The 15,922-nt window shown below is 73.2% G+C and carries 12 protein-coding genes; 3 read left to right on the plus strand and 9 right to left on the minus strand.

The genetic code is table 11. The features are described 5' to 3' along the window. The first annotated feature begins 151 nt into the window (after positions 1 to 151). The gene (locus ACFYW7_RS18250) at positions 152 to 907 is read left to right on the plus strand and encodes an SIS domain-containing protein (RefSeq protein ID WP_389503308.1); all 756 of its coding nucleotides are present in this window, start codon (positions 152 to 154) and stop codon (positions 905 to 907) included. A 119-nt stretch (positions 908 to 1,026) separates the two neighbouring features. Here the strand turns inward: ACFYW7_RS18250 and ACFYW7_RS18255 are convergent, their stop codons facing one another. Beyond that, positions 1,027 to 2,409 (minus strand): PAS domain-containing protein, encoded by a 1,383-nt coding sequence (locus ACFYW7_RS18255; RefSeq protein ID WP_389503310.1) that lies wholly within the window; start codon positions 2,407 to 2,409, stop codon positions 1,027 to 1,029. Positions 2,410 to 3,112: 703 nt separating this feature from the next. On the opposite strand from ACFYW7_RS18255, the gene ACFYW7_RS18260 reads away from it, so the two are divergent. Beyond that, positions 3,113 to 4,168: an isopenicillin N synthase family dioxygenase gene (locus tag ACFYW7_RS18260; RefSeq protein ID WP_389503312.1), complete on the plus strand. Its 1,056-nt coding sequence runs from the start codon at positions 3,113 to 3,115 to the stop codon at positions 4,166 to 4,168. A 60-nt stretch (positions 4,169 to 4,228) separates the two neighbouring features. On the opposite strand, the gene ACFYW7_RS18265 is transcribed toward ACFYW7_RS18260, so the two are convergent. Next, positions 4,229 to 5,329 (minus strand): citrate synthase 2, encoded by a 1,101-nt coding sequence (locus ACFYW7_RS18265; protein WP_389503314.1) that lies wholly within the window; start codon positions 5,327 to 5,329, stop codon positions 4,229 to 4,231. 441 nt (positions 5,330 to 5,770) lie between these two features. Here ACFYW7_RS18265 and pdxH point away from each other — a divergent pair, with 441 nt between their 5' ends. Continuing rightward, positions 5,771 to 6,409, plus strand: a complete 639-nt coding sequence (pdxH, locus tag ACFYW7_RS18270; protein ID WP_389503732.1) for a pyridoxamine 5'-phosphate oxidase — start codon at positions 5,771 to 5,773, stop codon at positions 6,407 to 6,409. 69 nt (positions 6,410 to 6,478) lie between these two features. Here pdxH and ACFYW7_RS18275 read toward each other — a convergent pair whose 3' ends face one another. The 7 genes from ACFYW7_RS18275 to ACFYW7_RS18305 all read right to left on the minus strand — a co-directional run bounded on the left by ACFYW7_RS18275 (position 6,479) and on the right by ACFYW7_RS18305 (position 15,862). Continuing rightward, positions 6,479 to 7,096, minus strand: coding sequence for a TetR/AcrR family transcriptional regulator (locus ACFYW7_RS18275; protein ID WP_389503316.1), 618 nt, complete (start codon positions 7,094 to 7,096; stop codon positions 6,479 to 6,481). Continuing rightward, complete coding sequence (locus ACFYW7_RS18280) at positions 7,084 to 7,818, minus strand: enoyl-CoA hydratase family protein (RefSeq protein WP_389503318.1); 735 nt, start codon at positions 7,816 to 7,818, stop codon at positions 7,084 to 7,086. The genes ACFYW7_RS18275 and ACFYW7_RS18280 overlap by 13 nt, the downstream gene beginning before the upstream one ends. Beyond that, positions 7,815 to 9,380, minus strand: a complete 1,566-nt coding sequence (locus tag ACFYW7_RS18285) for a 4-coumarate--CoA ligase family protein (RefSeq protein WP_389503320.1) — start codon at positions 9,378 to 9,380, stop codon at positions 7,815 to 7,817. Before ACFYW7_RS18285 ends, ACFYW7_RS18280 begins: the two co-directional genes overlap by 4 nt. A 45-nt stretch (positions 9,381 to 9,425) precedes the next feature. Continuing rightward, positions 9,426 to 10,586: an acyl-CoA dehydrogenase family protein gene (locus tag ACFYW7_RS18290; RefSeq protein ID WP_389503322.1), complete on the minus strand. Its 1,161-nt coding sequence runs from the start codon at positions 10,584 to 10,586 to the stop codon at positions 9,426 to 9,428. 109 nt (positions 10,587 to 10,695) lie between these two features. Beyond that, entirely contained in the window at positions 10,696 to 12,576 is a 1,881-nt protein-coding gene (locus tag ACFYW7_RS18295; protein WP_389503324.1) for a biotin carboxylase N-terminal domain-containing protein, read from the minus strand. Between the two features lie 8 nt (positions 12,577 to 12,584). Continuing rightward, complete coding sequence (locus tag ACFYW7_RS18300) at positions 12,585 to 14,183, minus strand: acyl-CoA carboxylase subunit beta (RefSeq protein ID WP_389503326.1); 1,599 nt, start codon at positions 14,181 to 14,183, stop codon at positions 12,585 to 12,587. Then, a complete protein-coding gene (locus tag ACFYW7_RS18305; protein ID WP_389503734.1) occupies positions 14,180 to 15,862 on the minus strand; it encodes an acyclic terpene utilization AtuA family protein in 1,683 nt (560 codons plus the stop codon). The genes ACFYW7_RS18300 and ACFYW7_RS18305 overlap by 4 nt, the downstream gene beginning before the upstream one ends. Positions 15,863 to 15,922 lie beyond the last annotated feature (60 nt).

The following is a 15,922-nucleotide window of genomic DNA, read 5'->3' on the forward strand; positions in this document are numbered from 1 at the left end:
TTGACAGGGCAGTGGTCCAGACCGCAACGTGATCCGCGACACGACGGGAGCACGGCCGCGCCGGGGAGACCGGTTCAGCCGCGCGCCCCGCCGTGCCGACCCGACGCCGACGAGACGTCCAGGCCGACGAGACTTCTAAGGGGCTTCGCCGATGAGCGACAGCAAGCTGGCCGGGCAGTTCTTCGACGCCGCGATCGGCCTGCTGCGGCAGGTGCGGGACGGGGACGCCGAGGAGATCGAGGCGGCCGGGAGCCTGATCGCGGACACCGTCGCCGACGGCGGCCGGCTCTTCGCCTTCGGCGCCGGGCACTCCTCGCTCGCCGCGCAGGACATCGTCTACCGCGCGGGCGGTCTCGCCCTGATGAACCTGCTCACCGTGCCGGGCGTCGTGGGCGTGGACGTCATGCCCGCCACGCTGGGCTCCGCCCTGGAGCGGGTCGACGGCCTCGCGAGCGCGGTCCTCGACTGCAGCCCGCTCCGCGCCGGCGACCTGCTGGTGATCATCTCGCTCTCCGGCCGCAACGCCCTCCCCGTGGAGATGGCCGTGAACGCCCGCGCCCTGGGCGTGAAGGTCATCGGCGTCACGTCCGTCGCCTACGCCGGCGAGACGACGTCACGACACGTGTCGGGCACCTATCTCAAGGACCACTGCGACGTCGTCCTCGACTCCAGGATCCCGGTCGGTGACGCGGAACTCACCGTGGACTCCGTCGAGGCGCCCTTCGCCCCCGCCTCGACGGTCGTCACCGCGGCCCTCCTTCAGGCCGTCATGGCCACCGCCGCCGGCACCCTCGCCGACCGCGGCATCGAACCGCCGCTGCTCCGCTCGGGCAACGTCGACGGCGGCCACGAGTGGAACGGCCGGGTCATGACGGAGTACGCGGACCGGATCTTCTACCGCCACTGACGCCCCGCGCCCGAGGGGCCCTTCGAGACATCGACGCGAGCCGTCGTTCGAGACGCGGTTCGAGCCATGGCTGGAACCGTCGCCCGCGAGGCCGCCGGAGGGGCCTTCCGAGGCGTCCCTCAGGGCCGTCCCGTCAGTTCCTCCAGGTCGAGTGCCGTCGCGATCCGGACGGCCACGTCCTCCGCGTACATCGCGTCCGCGCGCTCGAACCGGCTGCGGCCCGCGTTGCGCAGGAACGTCACGACTCCCAGCGTCCGCCCGCGGCTGCGCAGCACCGCGCACAGGGCGTGCACGGAGTCCCGCGGCCACTGGCGGGCGAGAGCCCACTCGCGCGCCTGGTCGGGGTCGGCGGCACCCGCGTCCGCCCGTACCGACCCGGCGCGCTCCACGCACTGGAGCGCGGGGTGGCCCTCCCCGTAGCGGACCGGCAGCCCGGCCTTCCCGCTCAGGACGCTGGGCCCGGGCGCTCCGGCGGGTGTGGCCACGGTCCGGACGAGCCGCACGGCCCGCTCCCCGTCCGCGAGCCGGCCGCCCGCCACCCGGTCGACCAGGGCGTGGTCGGCGAAGCCGGCGAGGGCGAAGTCCAGGTGGACGATGGCGGCCTCGCCGGGGTCCTCGCAGTCCGCCGCGACCCGGCCCGCGCGATGCAGCTGGTTGGCGCGGAAGCGCAGTTGCGCCGCCTCCTGCTCGGTCCGCCTGGCCTCGGTCACGTCCTGGAAGAGCCAGCCGACGCCCAGGGGTACGGGTTCCTCCGCGAGCGGCGAGGCGAGGCGCAGGAAGCCGCTGCGCCAGCAGCGGCGCTGTTCGCCCTCGGGCGTGCGCACGCTCACCCACAGCTCCGCGGGCGCCGGGGGCGCTCCCTCGGCCAGCACGTGGGTCAGGGCGCTCTCCAGTTCCTCGACGCCCTGGGAGAGCAGCTCCCCCAGCGGCCGGCCGAGGACGGAGGTCCGTCCGGTGCCGAGGGCCCGCGCGGCGTACGCGTTGACCACGGCGGGCCGCAGGTCGGCGTCGACGAGCACCACGCCCCAGCCGGCGTCCTCGCAGAGGGCCTCGCTCAGGGCTATGGACCGTTCGAGGTCGATCTGGGTGTGGACCTCGCTGAAGGCGCAGTACAGCCCGGCGGGCTTGCCGTCCGGGCCGGGGACGGCGGCGGACTGGGTGCGGACGAGCACGCGGCCGCCGTCCTTGGTGAGCAGCGCGAACTCGTGCACCTGGCGGCCGGGCGCCTCCATGGCGGACATCAGCCGGGCCTCGACCTCCTCGGCGTCCGCGGTCCGCACGGCCCAGCCGGCGAAGCCGCGCCGTCCCACGGCCTCGGCCGCCGTCCAGCCGAGGATGTGTTCGGCCTCGCGGTTCCAGTGCGTCACGATGCCGTCGGCGTCGAAGGCGCACAGGGCCGCGTCCATGCCGTTCAGCAGCGCGGCAAGCAGATCGGAACCGTCCGGCTCGGGCTCGTCCGGCCCCAGTTCGTCGGTGGTCCCACTACGCCGGGAAGCACTCACCTGGACCCCCTGCAGGCTGCGTCCGTGTGTACGGCGCGACAGTTCGCTCACTGGTCATCATTCAACTCGAACGTGACTCAGCCCACACCTCGTTCCCCGAAGATGGGTCGAAATCATTGTCCGCCGGATGTCCGGTCCGCGTGCCCGGCGGCACCCGTTCCCCCGCTTCCCATAAATCGCTTGAGGCCCGCCGGACGCCTTCCTAGAGTGGATCCCACGTAGGAGAGGAGGTGGTTCGGCTCATGACGGAAATCCGGACATACGAGGTGACTGCGGGCTAGCGGCCCGTTGTCGGACTCGGTTCGGCGCCGGACCAGCATGTGCGATGTGCATGCAGCCGGCCCAATCCAACGCAGTCACCCGACCCGCGAGCTCGCCGGTGCGTCCGGCCGGCTCCTTCGCCGCCAGGCGGAGGAACCCGAGCTCGCGGGTCGTCGGCGTTCAGGGAGTCCGGCGCCGAGGCCGGCGACCGGGGACCGTGACCGGGGTCACATCTGGATCGGGGCGGCCGCAGTACGCTGTCGCCATGTCTCCGATGCTCGTCCGACGCCGCCACGTGGATTTCGTGCGCGTCACGAGCATGGGCTGTCGGCCTTCCGCCTGACCGGCCCCCTTCGCACCGCCCCTCTCACCCGGCACCCGTGGCCCCCGCCCCACCCCTGGCGGCCGCCCGGGCACCCGTAGACCCCGCGACGGACGCATCATGACGACGAACACGATCTTCCCGCCTGCCCCGAACGGGCGACGGGCCCCCTCGTACCAGCAGCTCCCGATCATCGATCTCTCCGCGGCCGACCGCGGCCCCCAGGCGCGTGCGCTGCTGCACGCCCAGTTGCACAGCGCCGCCCACGACGTGGGGTTCTTCCAGCTCACCGGGCACGGCGTGAGCGAGGCCGAGACCGGTGCGCTGCTGCGGGCCATGCGCCGGTTCTTCGCCCTCCCCGAGGCCGACCGGCTGGCCCTCGACAACATCGGCTCGCCGCACTTCCGCGGGTACACGCGGACGGGCGACGAGCGGACCGGCGGCAGCCAGGACTGGCGGGACCAGCTCGACATCGGCGCCGAGCGCGCCGCCCGGACACCCGGCCCCGGCGAGCCCGCCTACTGGTGGCTGGAGGGGCCGAACCAGTGGCCGACCGCGCTGCCGGAACTGCGGACGGCCGCGCTGGCCTGGATCGAGCGGCTGAGCGCCGTCGCCGATCGGCTGCTGCGCGAGCTGCTGACCGCGATCGGGGCGCCCGCCGGCTTCTACGACCCGATCTTCGGCGAGCGGGCGCATCCGCACCTGAAGCTGGTGCGCTACCCGGGAAGCGCGGGCGACGGCGCCGGCCAGGGCGTGGGCGCGCACAAGGACTACGGGTTCCTGACGCTGCTGCTCCAGGACCGCGTCGGGGGCCTCCAGGTGCAGCGCGAGGACGGCCGCTTCCACGACGTGCCGCCGCTGCCGGGCGCCTTCGTGGTCAACCTGGGCGAACTGCTGGAGGTGGCGACGAACGGGTACCTCGTGGCCACCAACCACCGGGTGGTGAGTCCGGCCGGGGCCACCGAGCGGTTCTCGGTCCCGTTCTTCTACAACCCGCGCCTGGACGCCCGGGTCGAGCCGCTGCCCTTCCCGCACGCCTCCGCCGCGCCCGGCGTCACCGACGATCCGTCGAATCCGCTCTTCGCCGAGTACGGATTCAACGAGCTGAAGGGCAAGCTGCGGGCGCACCCGCTCGTCGCCGCCCGCCACCACGCGGAGCTGCTCGCTCCCGCGTGATGACCGGCGGCGGCCACGGGCCCGGTGCGCGAGGCCGGCGCACCGGGCGGGTGCGCGGGGTCAGTGCGCGATGTCCGCGTATCCCTCGATCTCCTGGGGACCGCGTGTGCCGGGCCCCACGTAGTGCGCCGAAGGGCGTACCAGCCGGCCCGTGCGCTTCTGCTCCAGGATGTGCGCCGACCAGCCCGCGGTGCGGGCGCAGGTGAACATGGACGTGAACATGTGCGCCGGGACCTCGGCGAAGTCCAGGACGATGGCCGCCCAGAACTCGACGTTCGTCGCGAGGACACGGTCCGGGCGGCGGGCGTGGAGCTCGGCGAGGGCGGCCTTCTCCAGGGCCTCGGCGATCTCGAAGCGGGGGGCGCCGAGCTCGCGGGCGGTGCGGCGCAGCACCCGCGCCCGGGGGTCCTCGGCGCGGTACACGCGGTGTCCGAAGCCCATCAGGCGTTCGCCCTTGTCGAGGGCGTGCCGGACGTAGGCATCGGCGTCCCCGGTGCGCTCGATCTCCTCGATCATGCCGAGGACGCGGGAGGGGGCGCCGCCGTGCAGCGGGCCCGACATGGCTCCCACGGCCCCGGAGAGCGCGGCGGCGACGTCCGCGCCCGTCGAGGCGATCACGCGCGCGGTGAAGGTGGAGGCGTTCATGCCGTGCTCGGCGGCCGAGGTCCAGTAGGCGTCGACGGCGGCGACGTGCTTGGGGTCGGGCTCGCCCCGCCAGCGGATCATGAACCGTTCGACGACGGAGTGGGCCTTGTCGATCTCGCTCTGCGGGACCATCGCGTGGCCCTGGCCGCGGGCGGACTGGGCGACGTACGACAGGGCCATGACGGCGGCGCGGGCGAGGTCCTCACGGGCCTGCTGCTCGTCGATGTCCAGGAGGGGTTTGAGGCCCCAGACGGGGGCGAGCATGGCGAGCGCGGACTGCACGTCGACACGGATGTCACCGGAGTGGACGGGGATCGGGAACGGCTCGGCGGGCGGCAGACCGGGGTTGAAGGCGCCGTCGACGAGAAGTCCCCAGACGTTTCCGAAGGAGACATGGCCGACGAGGTCCTCGATGTCGACGCCCCGGTAACGGAGAGCGCCGCCCTCCTTATCCGGTTCGGCGATCTCCGTCTCGAACGCGACGACTCCTTCGAGTCCGGGTACGAAGTCGGACATCAGGCGGCTCCTCGTGATGTGTACGACACATGATGGTGTGGGGTGTGGGTGACCCTGTGCCCTCGCAAGGGGTGACGGTCGACGTTGTGCAGTTCGCCAGCCGGTACCACGGTCGTTCCCCGAAGACTTCCGAATGCTCTTCGACCAGTCTGCGCCGACTCGCGGTCCGAAGCGGTCACCCCGGTGATGCCCCGTACGGCTGGTCCTCCAACCGGAACGGCAGCAGCACGATATCTCCGAGTGCCACCTTTGGGGAGAGTACGCGGCACTGAGTGCCACCGCGTGACGAAGGACACCCGCCTCCGGAAGCGGGCCCGGATACGGCAGGATGACCGCGTGAACGATCGCTTCCCGGACGAGTCCGCGACCGAGCCCCTCATCCGGCACGCGGCCGAGGCCGCCGAGGCCGCGGCCGAGGAGATCGCCGCCGATCCCGCCGCCATGCGGGCGCACTACCGCGCCGAGGGCCTCGACGAGGGCGATCTCGCCGCGCACCCCATGGAGCAGTTCTCCCGCTGGTTCAAGCAGGCGGCGCAGGCGGCCGTGCACGGCTTCGTGCACGAACCCAACGCGATGGTGGTCTCCACCGCGGACGCCGAGGGCCGGCCCAGCTCGCGCACGGTCCTTCTCAAGCAGTACGACGAGCGGGGCTTCGTCTTCTACACCAACTACGACTCGCGCAAGGCCCGCGAGCTGGCGCAGAACCCGCACGTCTCGCTGCTCTTCCCGTGGCACCCGATGGCCCGGCAGGTCATCGTCACCGGGACGGCGCGGCGCACCGGCCGGGACGAGACCGCCGCGTACTTCCGCACCCGCCCGCACGGCTCCCGGCTGGGCGCCTGGGCGAGCACCCAGTCCACGGTCATCTCCTCGCGCACCGAGCTGGACGCCTCGTACGCGGAACTGAGCGACCGCTACCCGGAGGGCGAGCCGGTGCCGGTGCCGCCGCACTGGGGCGGTTTCCGGATCGCCCCGCGCACGGTCGAGTTCTGGCAGGGCCGCGAGAACCGCCTCCACGACCGGCTCCGCTACGTGGCCGAGGCCGACGGCACCTGGCGGATCGAGCGGCTCAGCCCCTGAACGGCGGGCGGGAGCGGGCCGGCCGCCGGCCGGCCCGCAGGGACGGGCGGGACCACGGCCGGCCACCGCTCAGCCCAGCGCCTCCTCGACGATCTCGCCCCACTGCGCCACGACCCGCTCCCGGCGGGCCGCGTCGTCGGTGAGCAGGTTCGCGAGGCCGAGGCCGCGCGCCATGTCGAGCAGGCCCTGCACCGTCTCCCGCACCCCGGGGCGGGTTTCGTCCGCGCCCAGCAGGTCCACCGCGATGCGGTGGCTCTCCCGGCCGACGCGGGCCTCCAGCTCGGTGACCCGCGAGCGGAGCTGGTCCTCGTTCGAGGCCGCGACCCACAGGTGCAGGGCCGCGCGGAACAGCGGCCCGGTGAACAGGTCCACGAGGGCGGTGACGACGACACGCCGGTCGGCGGGGCCGTCGGGGAACAGGGCGCGCAGGGCGGTGGAGCGCTCCTCGGCGACGTACTCCACCGCCGCGGTGAAGAGGTCCTCACGGGTCGGGAAGTGGTGCTGGGCGGCGCCCCGGGACACCCCGGCGCGCTCGGCGACCACGGAGACCGTGGAGCCCGCCCAGCCGTGTTCGGCCAGGCAGGACACGGCGGCCGCCAGGAGCCGCTGCCGGGTGGCCCGGCTGCGGTCCTGTTTGGGTACGTGCGGAGTACGTGCCGTGTGTTCCGTCGCGCTCACACCACCCATGCGGGATCCCGTCGTTCGAGGAAGGCCGTCATCCCCTCGCGGGCCTCGGCGGAGGAGAACAGCCGGGCCGAGAGCGCGGTCAGGTCCGCCGCGTCCCGGTCGAAGGTCTCCAGCACCTTAGCCGTGAGCAGCGCCTTCGTCTCGGCGAGGCCCTGCGGGGAGGACTTGCGCAGTCCCTCCAGAACGGGCGCGAGCACGGCGTCCACGTCGTCGCCGGACGCCGTCAGGAGCCCGGCGCGGACGGCCTCGGCGGCGTCGAAGCGTTCGCCGGTGAGGTAGTAGCGGGCGAGGGCGCGCGGGTCGGCGCGCGGCAGCAGCGGGAGCGAGATGACGGCGGGGGCGACCCCGATGCGCACCTCGGTGAAGGCGAAGGTGGCCGCCGGGCCGGCGATCGCGAGGTCACAGGCCCCGAGCAGGCCGAGGCCGCCCGCCCGGACGTGTCCGCTCACCCGGGCCACGACGGGTCTGCGCAGCTCGACGATCTGCCGGAGCAGGCCGACGAACGCGTCCGGGTGCGGGGGTTCGCGCAGGTCGGCGCCGGCGCAGAAGGTGTTCCCGGTGTGGGTCAGGACGACCGCGCGGGTCTCGTCGTCCTTGCCGCAGCGGGTGAGTGCCTCGGTCAGCTCTCCGACGAGGGCGGCCGACAGGGCGTTGCGGTTGGCCGGGGAGTCGAGGGTGAGGGTGGTGACGGCGCGCTCGTGCGCCGAGTGGACGAGGGTCATGACAGCTCTCGCAGTTCCCTTCGGAGGATCTTCCCGGAGGCCGCCCGCGGGATCGCGTCGATGAAGGTGACGAGACGGACCCGCTTGTACGGGGCGACGCGCTCGGCGACGTACATCATCACCTCTCCCTCGGAGAGGCCGGTTGCGGCGGGCTGGCGCACCACGAAGGCGTGCGGGACCTCGTTCCCGTCCTCGTTGTAGGCGCCGACGACGGCCGCGTCGGCGATGCCCGGGTGGGTGAGCAGCAGCGCCTCCAGTTCGGCGGGGGCGACCTGGAAGCCCTTGTACTTGATGAGTTCCTTGACCCGGTCGACGACGAACAGCCAGCCGTCCTCGTCCACGCGGCCGACGTCCCCGGTGCGCAGCCAGCCGTCCGGGTCGATCATCGCGGCGGTCGCGTCGGGGCGGCCCAGGTAGCCCTTCATGACCTGGGGGCCCCGGACGACGATCTCGCCGGGCTCGCCGACGCCCAGGTCCCGGTCGGGGTCGTCGAGGGAGACGATGCGCATCTCGGTGCCCGCGACGAGCTTGCCGACCGTCCCCGGGGGGACGTTCTCGGCGTTCAGCGGGACGACGTGCGTGCCGGGCGACAGCTCCGTCATGCCGTACGCCTGGCCGACCGGCGGCAGCCCCAGCCGCGCCGAGCAGGCGGCCGCGAGCGTCGCGTCCAGGGGCGCGGCCGAGCAGATGATGTATTTCAGCGACGACAGGTCGTACTCGGCGACCGCCGGGTGCTTGGCGAGCGCGAGGACGATCGGCGGCGCCACGTACAGGCCGGTGATGCGGTGCTCCTGGATGGCGGCCAGGAAGGTGTCGAGTTCGAAGCGGGGCAGGACGACGACGGTGGCGCCCTGCCGCAGGGGCGCGTTCATCAGGGCCGTCAGCCCGTAGATGTGGAAGAACGGCAGCACGGCGAGGATGCGGTCGCCCGGACCCATCGGCATGGCCGGTGAGAGCTGCGCGAGGTTGGTGGCTATGGAGCGGTGGGTGAGCATCACCCCCTTCGGCACGCCGGTGGTGCCCGAGGAGTACGGGAGCGCCGCCACGTCCTCTACGGGGTCGATGTCGACCTTCGGTTCGGGCGCGGTGCTGCCCAGCAGGTCGAGCAGGGAGCGGTGTCCGGGCGCCTGGTCGCAGACGAAGATCTCCCGCACGCCGCCCGCGAGTTCGGCCGCCTGCCGGGCCGCCTCCAGGAGCGGCGAGACCGTCACGATCCAGCGGGCCGAGCTGTCCCGCAGCTGTTTCGCGAACTCCTCCGGCGTGGCGAGCGGGTGCACCGTCGTGACCGACGCCCCGGCCCGGGTGGCCGCGTAGAAGGCCGTCGGGAAGGCGATGGTGTTCGGGCTGTGCAGGGCCAGCACGTCGCCCTTGCGCAGCCCCGCCTCGGCGAGCGCGGCGGCCAGCCTCCGGTGGAAATGGTCGAGTTGGGCGTACGTGAGCGTGGTGCCGTCGACTCCGTCGACGAGCGCGGGCGCGTCCCCGCGCTCCGCCGCCCCGCCGAGGACGGCGTCGTGGATGGGTTCCTCTACTGCCGGTACATCTGCAAACTCGCTGCGGAACACGGTTCCTCCTAGAGCGCTCAGTACGACGGGGCCGGTACGACGGGGTCAGTACGACTTGGGCAGGCCCAGGGTCTGGTGGGAGACGTAGTTGAGAATCATCTCCCTGCTGACCGGCGCGATACGCGACACGCGCGCCGCCGTGATCAGGGAGGCGAGGCCGAACTCCCGGGTGAGGCCGTTGCCGCCGAGGGTGTGCACCGCCTGGTCGACGGCCCGCACGCAGGCCTCCCCGGCCGCGTACTTCGCCATGTTGGCGGCCTCTCCGGCCCCGACGTCGTCGCCCGAGTCGTACAGGAAAGCCGCCTTCTGCATCATCAGGCGGGCCAGCTCCAGTTCGATGTGGGCCTGCGCCAGCGGGTGGGCGATGGCCTGGTGGGAGCCGATCGGCGCCTTCCACACCGTGCGTTCGCGGGCGTACTCGACGGCCTTGGCGAGCGCGAACCGGCCCATGCCGATCGCGAACGCGGCCGTCATCACGCGCTCCGGGTTGAGCCCCGCGAACAGTTGCAGCAGGCCCGCGTCCTCGTCGCCGACGAGCGCGTCGGCCGGCAGCCGCACCTCGTCCAGGGTGAGCTCGAACTGCTTCTCGGCGCCGTGGAGTTCCATGTCGAGCTGCCGCCGCCCGAACCCCTCGGCGTCGCGCGGGACGATGAACAGGCAGGGCTTGAGGCTGCCCGTGCGCGCGTCTTCGGTGCGCCCCACGATCAGTGTGGCGTCGGCGATGTCGACGCCGGAGATGAAGACCTTGCGGCCGTTCAGGACCCAGTCGGTGCCGTCCCGGCGGGCCGTGGTGGTGATCCGGTGCGAGTTGGAACCGGCGTCGGGCTCGGTGATGCCGAACGCCATGGTGCGGGTGCCGTCCGACAGACCCGGCAGCCACTGCCGCTTCTGCTCCTCGGTGCCGAAGCGGGCGATGACCGTGCCGCAGATGGCGGGCGAGACGACGAGCATCAGCAGCGGACAGCCCGCCGCCCCCAACTCCTCCAGGACGATGGACAGTTCCGCGATGCCGCTGCCTCCGCCGCCGTACTCCTCGGGGAGGTTCACACCGAGGTAGCCGAGCTTGCCCGCCTCGGACCAGAGCTCGTCGGGATGGCCGCCCTCGGCGACGACCTTGGCCATGTACGCGCGGCCGTAGCGCTTGCCGAGAGCGGCGACGGCGGCACGGAGCGCCTTGTGCTCATCGGTCTCTGTGACAGGGCTCATGACGGCTCCTCAGTACGGAAGTGCGGCCTGTACGTAGCTGTTTCGCGCCCGCGCGACGACGTTTCGCGCGGGAGTGCGGCGCGGCGTCCCGGCATCCCGGGGCCCGTCGTCACCGCGCGTCGTCCCGCGGGGTCCCCTCCGGCGCCGCCGCTTCCCGCACGACGGCCAGCAGCGCGCCCACCTCGACCTGCTGCCCGACGACGACGTGCAGGGCGTCGAGCGTTCCGGCCGTCGGTGCGGAGATCCTGTGCTCCATCTTCATCGCCTCCAGCCACAGCAGCGGCTCTCCGGCCCGCACCGCGGCCCCCTCGGCCAGCCCCTCGGCGACCCGGACGACGGTGCCGGGCATCGGGGCGAGCAGCGAGCCCGGGGCGCGGTCCGCCTCCGGGTCGGGGAAGCGGGGCAGTTCGGTCAGCGCGGTGGCGTTCACGAAGACCTGGCCGTCGGCGTACCGCGCGACCTCGAACGTCCGCCGCACACCCGCCACTTCGAGGACGACCCGGTCCGCGCCCGCCCGCACCACGCGCACCCCGTCGGCAGCCAGGCCCCCGCGGGTGTGCCGGTAGGCGGCCTCGTGCTCGGCGCCGTGCATCAGATAGCGCTTGGTCTGCGGCCCCGAGGCGAGGTTCCGCCAGCCGCCGAACCGGGAACGCCCGTGCGCGTCGGCCAGGGCGGCGGCGAGCGGGGCGTACGGGTCCGGGGCGGGCTCGGTCAGCGCGGCGAGGTGGCGGTCGTAGAAGCCCGTGTCCATCCGGGCCCCGGCGAACTCCTCGTGCCGCAGCGACCGTACGAGCAGGTCCCGGTTGGTGACCGGGCCGTGGACGGTGGCCCGCTCCAGGGCGCCGGCCAGCTTCCGCAGGGCCTCGGCGCGCGTCCCGGCGTGCGCGACGACCTTCGCGAGCATCGGGTCGTAGTGGATGCCGACGGAGTCCCCGTCGGTGAAGCCGGTGTCCAGCCGGACGCCGTCCGGGACGGCGAGCCGGTGCAGCGTGCCCGTCTGCGGCGCCCACGCGCCGGCCGGGTCCTCCGCGTACAGCCGGGCCTCCACCGCGTGGCCGCGCGCGGGCGGCGGCTCGCCCTCCAGCCGCTCCCCCTCCGCGACCCGGAGTTGCAGGGCCACCAGATCGACCCCGAACACCGCCTCCGTCACGGGGTGTTCGACCTGGAGGCGGGTGTTCATCTCCAGGAAGTGCGCCCTGCCGTCGGCGACCAGGAACTCGACCGTGCCGGCCCCGACGTAGTCCACGGCGCGGGCGGCCCGAACCGACAGCTCGTGCAGTTCTCGCGTGAGTTCGGCGCCGAGTCCGGGAGCGGGCGCCTCCTCGATCACCTTCTGGTGACGGCGCTGGAGGGAGCAGTCGCGCGTGCCCAGCGGCCAGACCGTGCCGTGCGTGTCGGCCAGGATCTGCACCTCGACGTGCCGGCCGCCCTCCACGTACGGCTCGACGAACACCTCCCCGTCCCCGAAGGCGCTCAGCGCCTCGGCGCGGGCGGCCTCCGTCTCGGCCTCGAGGTCGGCGAGTTCACGGACGATCCGCATACCGCGTCCGCCGCCGCCCGACGCCGCCTTGACCAGCACCGGCAGGTCGGCCTCGGTGACCCGCTCCAGCGGGACGAGTCCCATCAGCTTCTTGGCGCGGGTCTTGGAGGCCATCGCCTCGATCGCCTCCGGCGGCGGACCGACCCACACGAGACCGGCGTCGATCACCGCCCGCGCGAAGTCCGCGTTCTCGGAAAGGAATCCGTACCCCGGGTGCACGGCGTCCGCGCCCGCCTCCAGCGCGGCGCGCACGATCAGATCGCCCCGGAGATACGTCTGTGCGGGTGCCGAGCCCGGCAACCGCACCGCCGCGTCCGCCTCCCGCGCGTGCAGGGCGTTCTCGTCGGCGTCCGAGTACACGGCGACGGTGCGCACCCCCGCCTCGCGGCAGGTACGGAAGACCCGGCAGGCGATCTCGCCCCGGTTGGCGACCAGCAGACTCGAAATCACAGGATCCCTCACATCCGGAAGACGCCGAAGCCACCGCGCGCGCCCTCGAAGGGCGCCGTGTGGATCGCGGACAGGCACAGGCCGAGGACGGTCCGGGTGTCGCGCGGGTCGATGACCCCGTCGTCGTACAGCCGGCCGGACAGGAACATCGGCAGCGACTCGGACTCGATCTGCTGCTCGACCATGGAGCGCAGGGCCGCGTCGGCGTCGTCGTCGTACGGCAGCCCCTTGGCGGCAGACGACTGCCGGGCGACGATCGACAGGACGCCCGCGAGCTGCTGCGGGCCCATCACCGCCGACTTGGCGCTCGGCCAGGCGAAGAGGAACCGCGGGTCGTAGGCACGCCCGCACATCCCGTAGTGGCCGGCTCCGTAGGAGGCGCCCATCAGGACCGACAGGTGCGGGACCCGTGAGTTGCTCACCGCGTTGATCATCATCGCGCCGTGCTTGATGATGCCGCCCTGCTCGTACTCCTTGCCGACCATGTAGCCGGTGGTGTTGTGCAGGAAGACCAGCGGGATGTCCCGCTGGTTGGCCAGCTGGATGAACTGGGCGGCCTTCTGAGACTCGGCGCTGAACAGCACGCCCTGGGCGTTGGCGAGGATGCCGACCGGGTAGCCGTGCAGGCTCGCCCAGCCGGTGGTCAGGCTCGTCCCGTACAGCGGCTTGAACTCGTCGAAGTCCGAGCCGTCGACGATCCGGGCGATCACCTCGCGCGGGTCGAAGGGCTGCTTGAGGTCTCCCGGGACGATTCCCAGCAGCTCGTCCTCGTCGTACTTGGGGGGCTCGGCGGGGGCCGGATCGGCGTGCGCCTTGCGGTGGTTGAGGCGGGCGACGACCCGGCGGGCCCGGCGGATCGCGTCCCGCTCGTCGACGGCGAAGTAGTCCGCGAGGCCCGAGACGCGCGCGTGCATCTCGGCGCCGCCCAGGGACTCGTCGTCGCTCTCCTCGCCCGTGGCCATCTTCACCAGCGGCGGGCCGCCGAGGAAGACCTTGGCCTTCTCCTTGACCATGATCACGTGGTCGGACATCCCGGGGACGTACGCGCCTCCGGCCGTCGAGTTCCCGAAGACCACGGCCACCGTGGGGATCCCGGCCGCCGACAGCCGGGTGAGGTCGCGGAAGATCGCGCCCCCGGGGATGAAGATCTCCTTCTGCGAGGGCAGGTCCGCGCCGCCCGACTCGACCAGGCTGATGCAGGGCAGCCGGTTGGCGAGGGCGATGTCGTTGGCCCGCAGCGCCTTCTTCAGACTCCACGGGTTGCTGGCACCGCCGCGGACCGTCGGGTCGTTCGCCGTGATCAGGCACTCGACGCCCTCGACGACGCCGATGCCGGTGACGAGCGAGGCGCCGACCGCGTAGTCGCTGCCCCAGGCCGCGAGCGGCGACAGCTCCAGGAAGGGGGTGTCCGGATCGAGGAGCAGCTCGATCCGCTCGCGGGCCAGGAGCTTGCCGCGCCCGCGGTGCCGGGCGACGTACTTCTCGCCGCCGCCCGCCAGGGCCTTGGCGTGCTCGGCCTCCAGGTCCGCGAGCTTGCCGAGCATGCTCTCGCGATGGGCCGCGTACTCGGGACCCGAGGTGTCGAGCGCGGAGGAGAACACGGTCACAACAGGGCCTCCGGGATGTCCAGGTGTCGGGAGCGGAGCCATTCGCCCAGCGCCTTGGCCTGGGGGTCGAAGCGGGCCTGGGAGGCGACGCCCTCGCCGAGGATTCCCTCGACGACGAAGTTCAGGGCGCGCAGGTTCGGAAGGACGTGCCGGACGACGGTCAGTTCGCGGCACTCCGGCAGCAGGCTCCGGAAGGTCTCGGTCGTCAGGTGGTGGGCCAGCCAGCGCCAGGCGTCGTCCGTACGCGCCCAGACGCCGACGTTCGCGTTCCCGCCCTTGTCCCCGCTGCGCGCTCCCGCGACCCGCCCGATCGGCGCCCGCCGCGTCGGCCCCGCGGGCAGCGGCTCGGGCAGGGCCGGAGCTTCGAGGGTCTCCAGTACGAGGGTGTCCTCGGCCGGGGGCACGGCGAGGCGGCGCCCGTCGTGCAGGACCGCGGTGTGGTCCACGGCGTCCTGGGGGACGTACACGTCCTCGAAGGCGCCGTACGGCGAGCCCGGTCCGGGCGGCGCCATGACGTGGAATCCGGGGTAGCTCGCCAGCGCCAGTTCCACGGCGGCGCCGCTCAGCGCCCGGCCGACCGCCGCCTGGTCCGGGTCGCGCACGACGAGACGGAGCAGGGCGCTCGCCGTCTCCTCGGTGTCCGCGTCCGGGTGGTCGGTGCGGGCGAGGTCCCAGCGGACGTCCGCCGGACGGGACCCGGCGGTGTCGAACGCGTCCTCCAGCTGGGCCCGTACGAGCTCCGCCTTGCGCTCGATGTCGAGCCCGGTCAGGACGAGGGCGACCTCGTTGCGGAAGCCGCCGAACCGGTTGAGGCCCACCTTGAGGGTGGGCGGCGGGGCCTCGCCGCGCACTCCGGTGATCCGCACCCGGTCCGGCCCCTCCTGGGTGAGCCGGGCCGTGTCGAGGCGGGCGGTGACGTCGGGCCCCGCGTACCGGGCGCCCTGCGTCTCGTACAGCAGCTGCGCGGTGACCGTGCCGACGTCGACGAGGCCGCCGGTGCCGTCGTGCTTGGTGATGACGCTCGTGCCGTCCTCGTGGAGTTCGGCGAGCGGGAAGCCGGGCCGGCGCAGCAGGGCCGGGTCGTGGTCGGTGAAGAAGGCGTAGTTGCCGCCGGTGGCCTGGGTGCCGCACTCCAGGACGTGCCCGGCGACGACGGCTCCGGCGAGCCGGTCGTGGTCGCCGGGACCCCAGCCGAAGTGGGCCATGGCGGGCCCGGTGACCAGCGCGGCGTCGGTGACGCGCCCGGTCACGACGATGTCCGCGCCCTCGCGCAGACAGGCGGCGATACCGGCACCGCCGAGGTAGGCGTGCGCGGCGAGGCTGCCGGGGTACCTCGCGGTGAGGTCGTCGCCCTCGACGTGGGCGACGCGCACCGGGACGCCGAGCCGGCCGGCCAGCTCGCGCACGGCGTCGGCGAGTCCGGCCGGGTTCAGCCCGCCCGCGTTCGTGACGAGCCGGACGCCGCGCTCGTGGGCGAGGCCGAGGCACTCCTCCAGCTGGCGCGGGTAGGTCTTGGCGTAGCCGCGACCGGGGTCCTTCAGCCGGTCCCGGCCGAGGATGAGCATGGTCAGCTCGGCGAGGTAGTCACCGGTGAGGACGTCGAGCGGGCCGCCGGTGAGCATCTCGCGCATCGCGTCGAAGCGGTCGCCGTAGAAGCCGGAGGCGTTGCCGATGCGCAGGGGGGAACGGGCGGGGGCCGCCGGTCCCGGAGGGGTGGGTGCGGAGGACGTGGGGCCCGG

Source organism: Streptomyces sp. NPDC002580 (genome assembly GCF_042889485.1).
Taxonomy (GTDB): domain Bacteria; phylum Actinomycetota; class Actinomycetes; order Streptomycetales; family Streptomycetaceae; genus Streptomyces.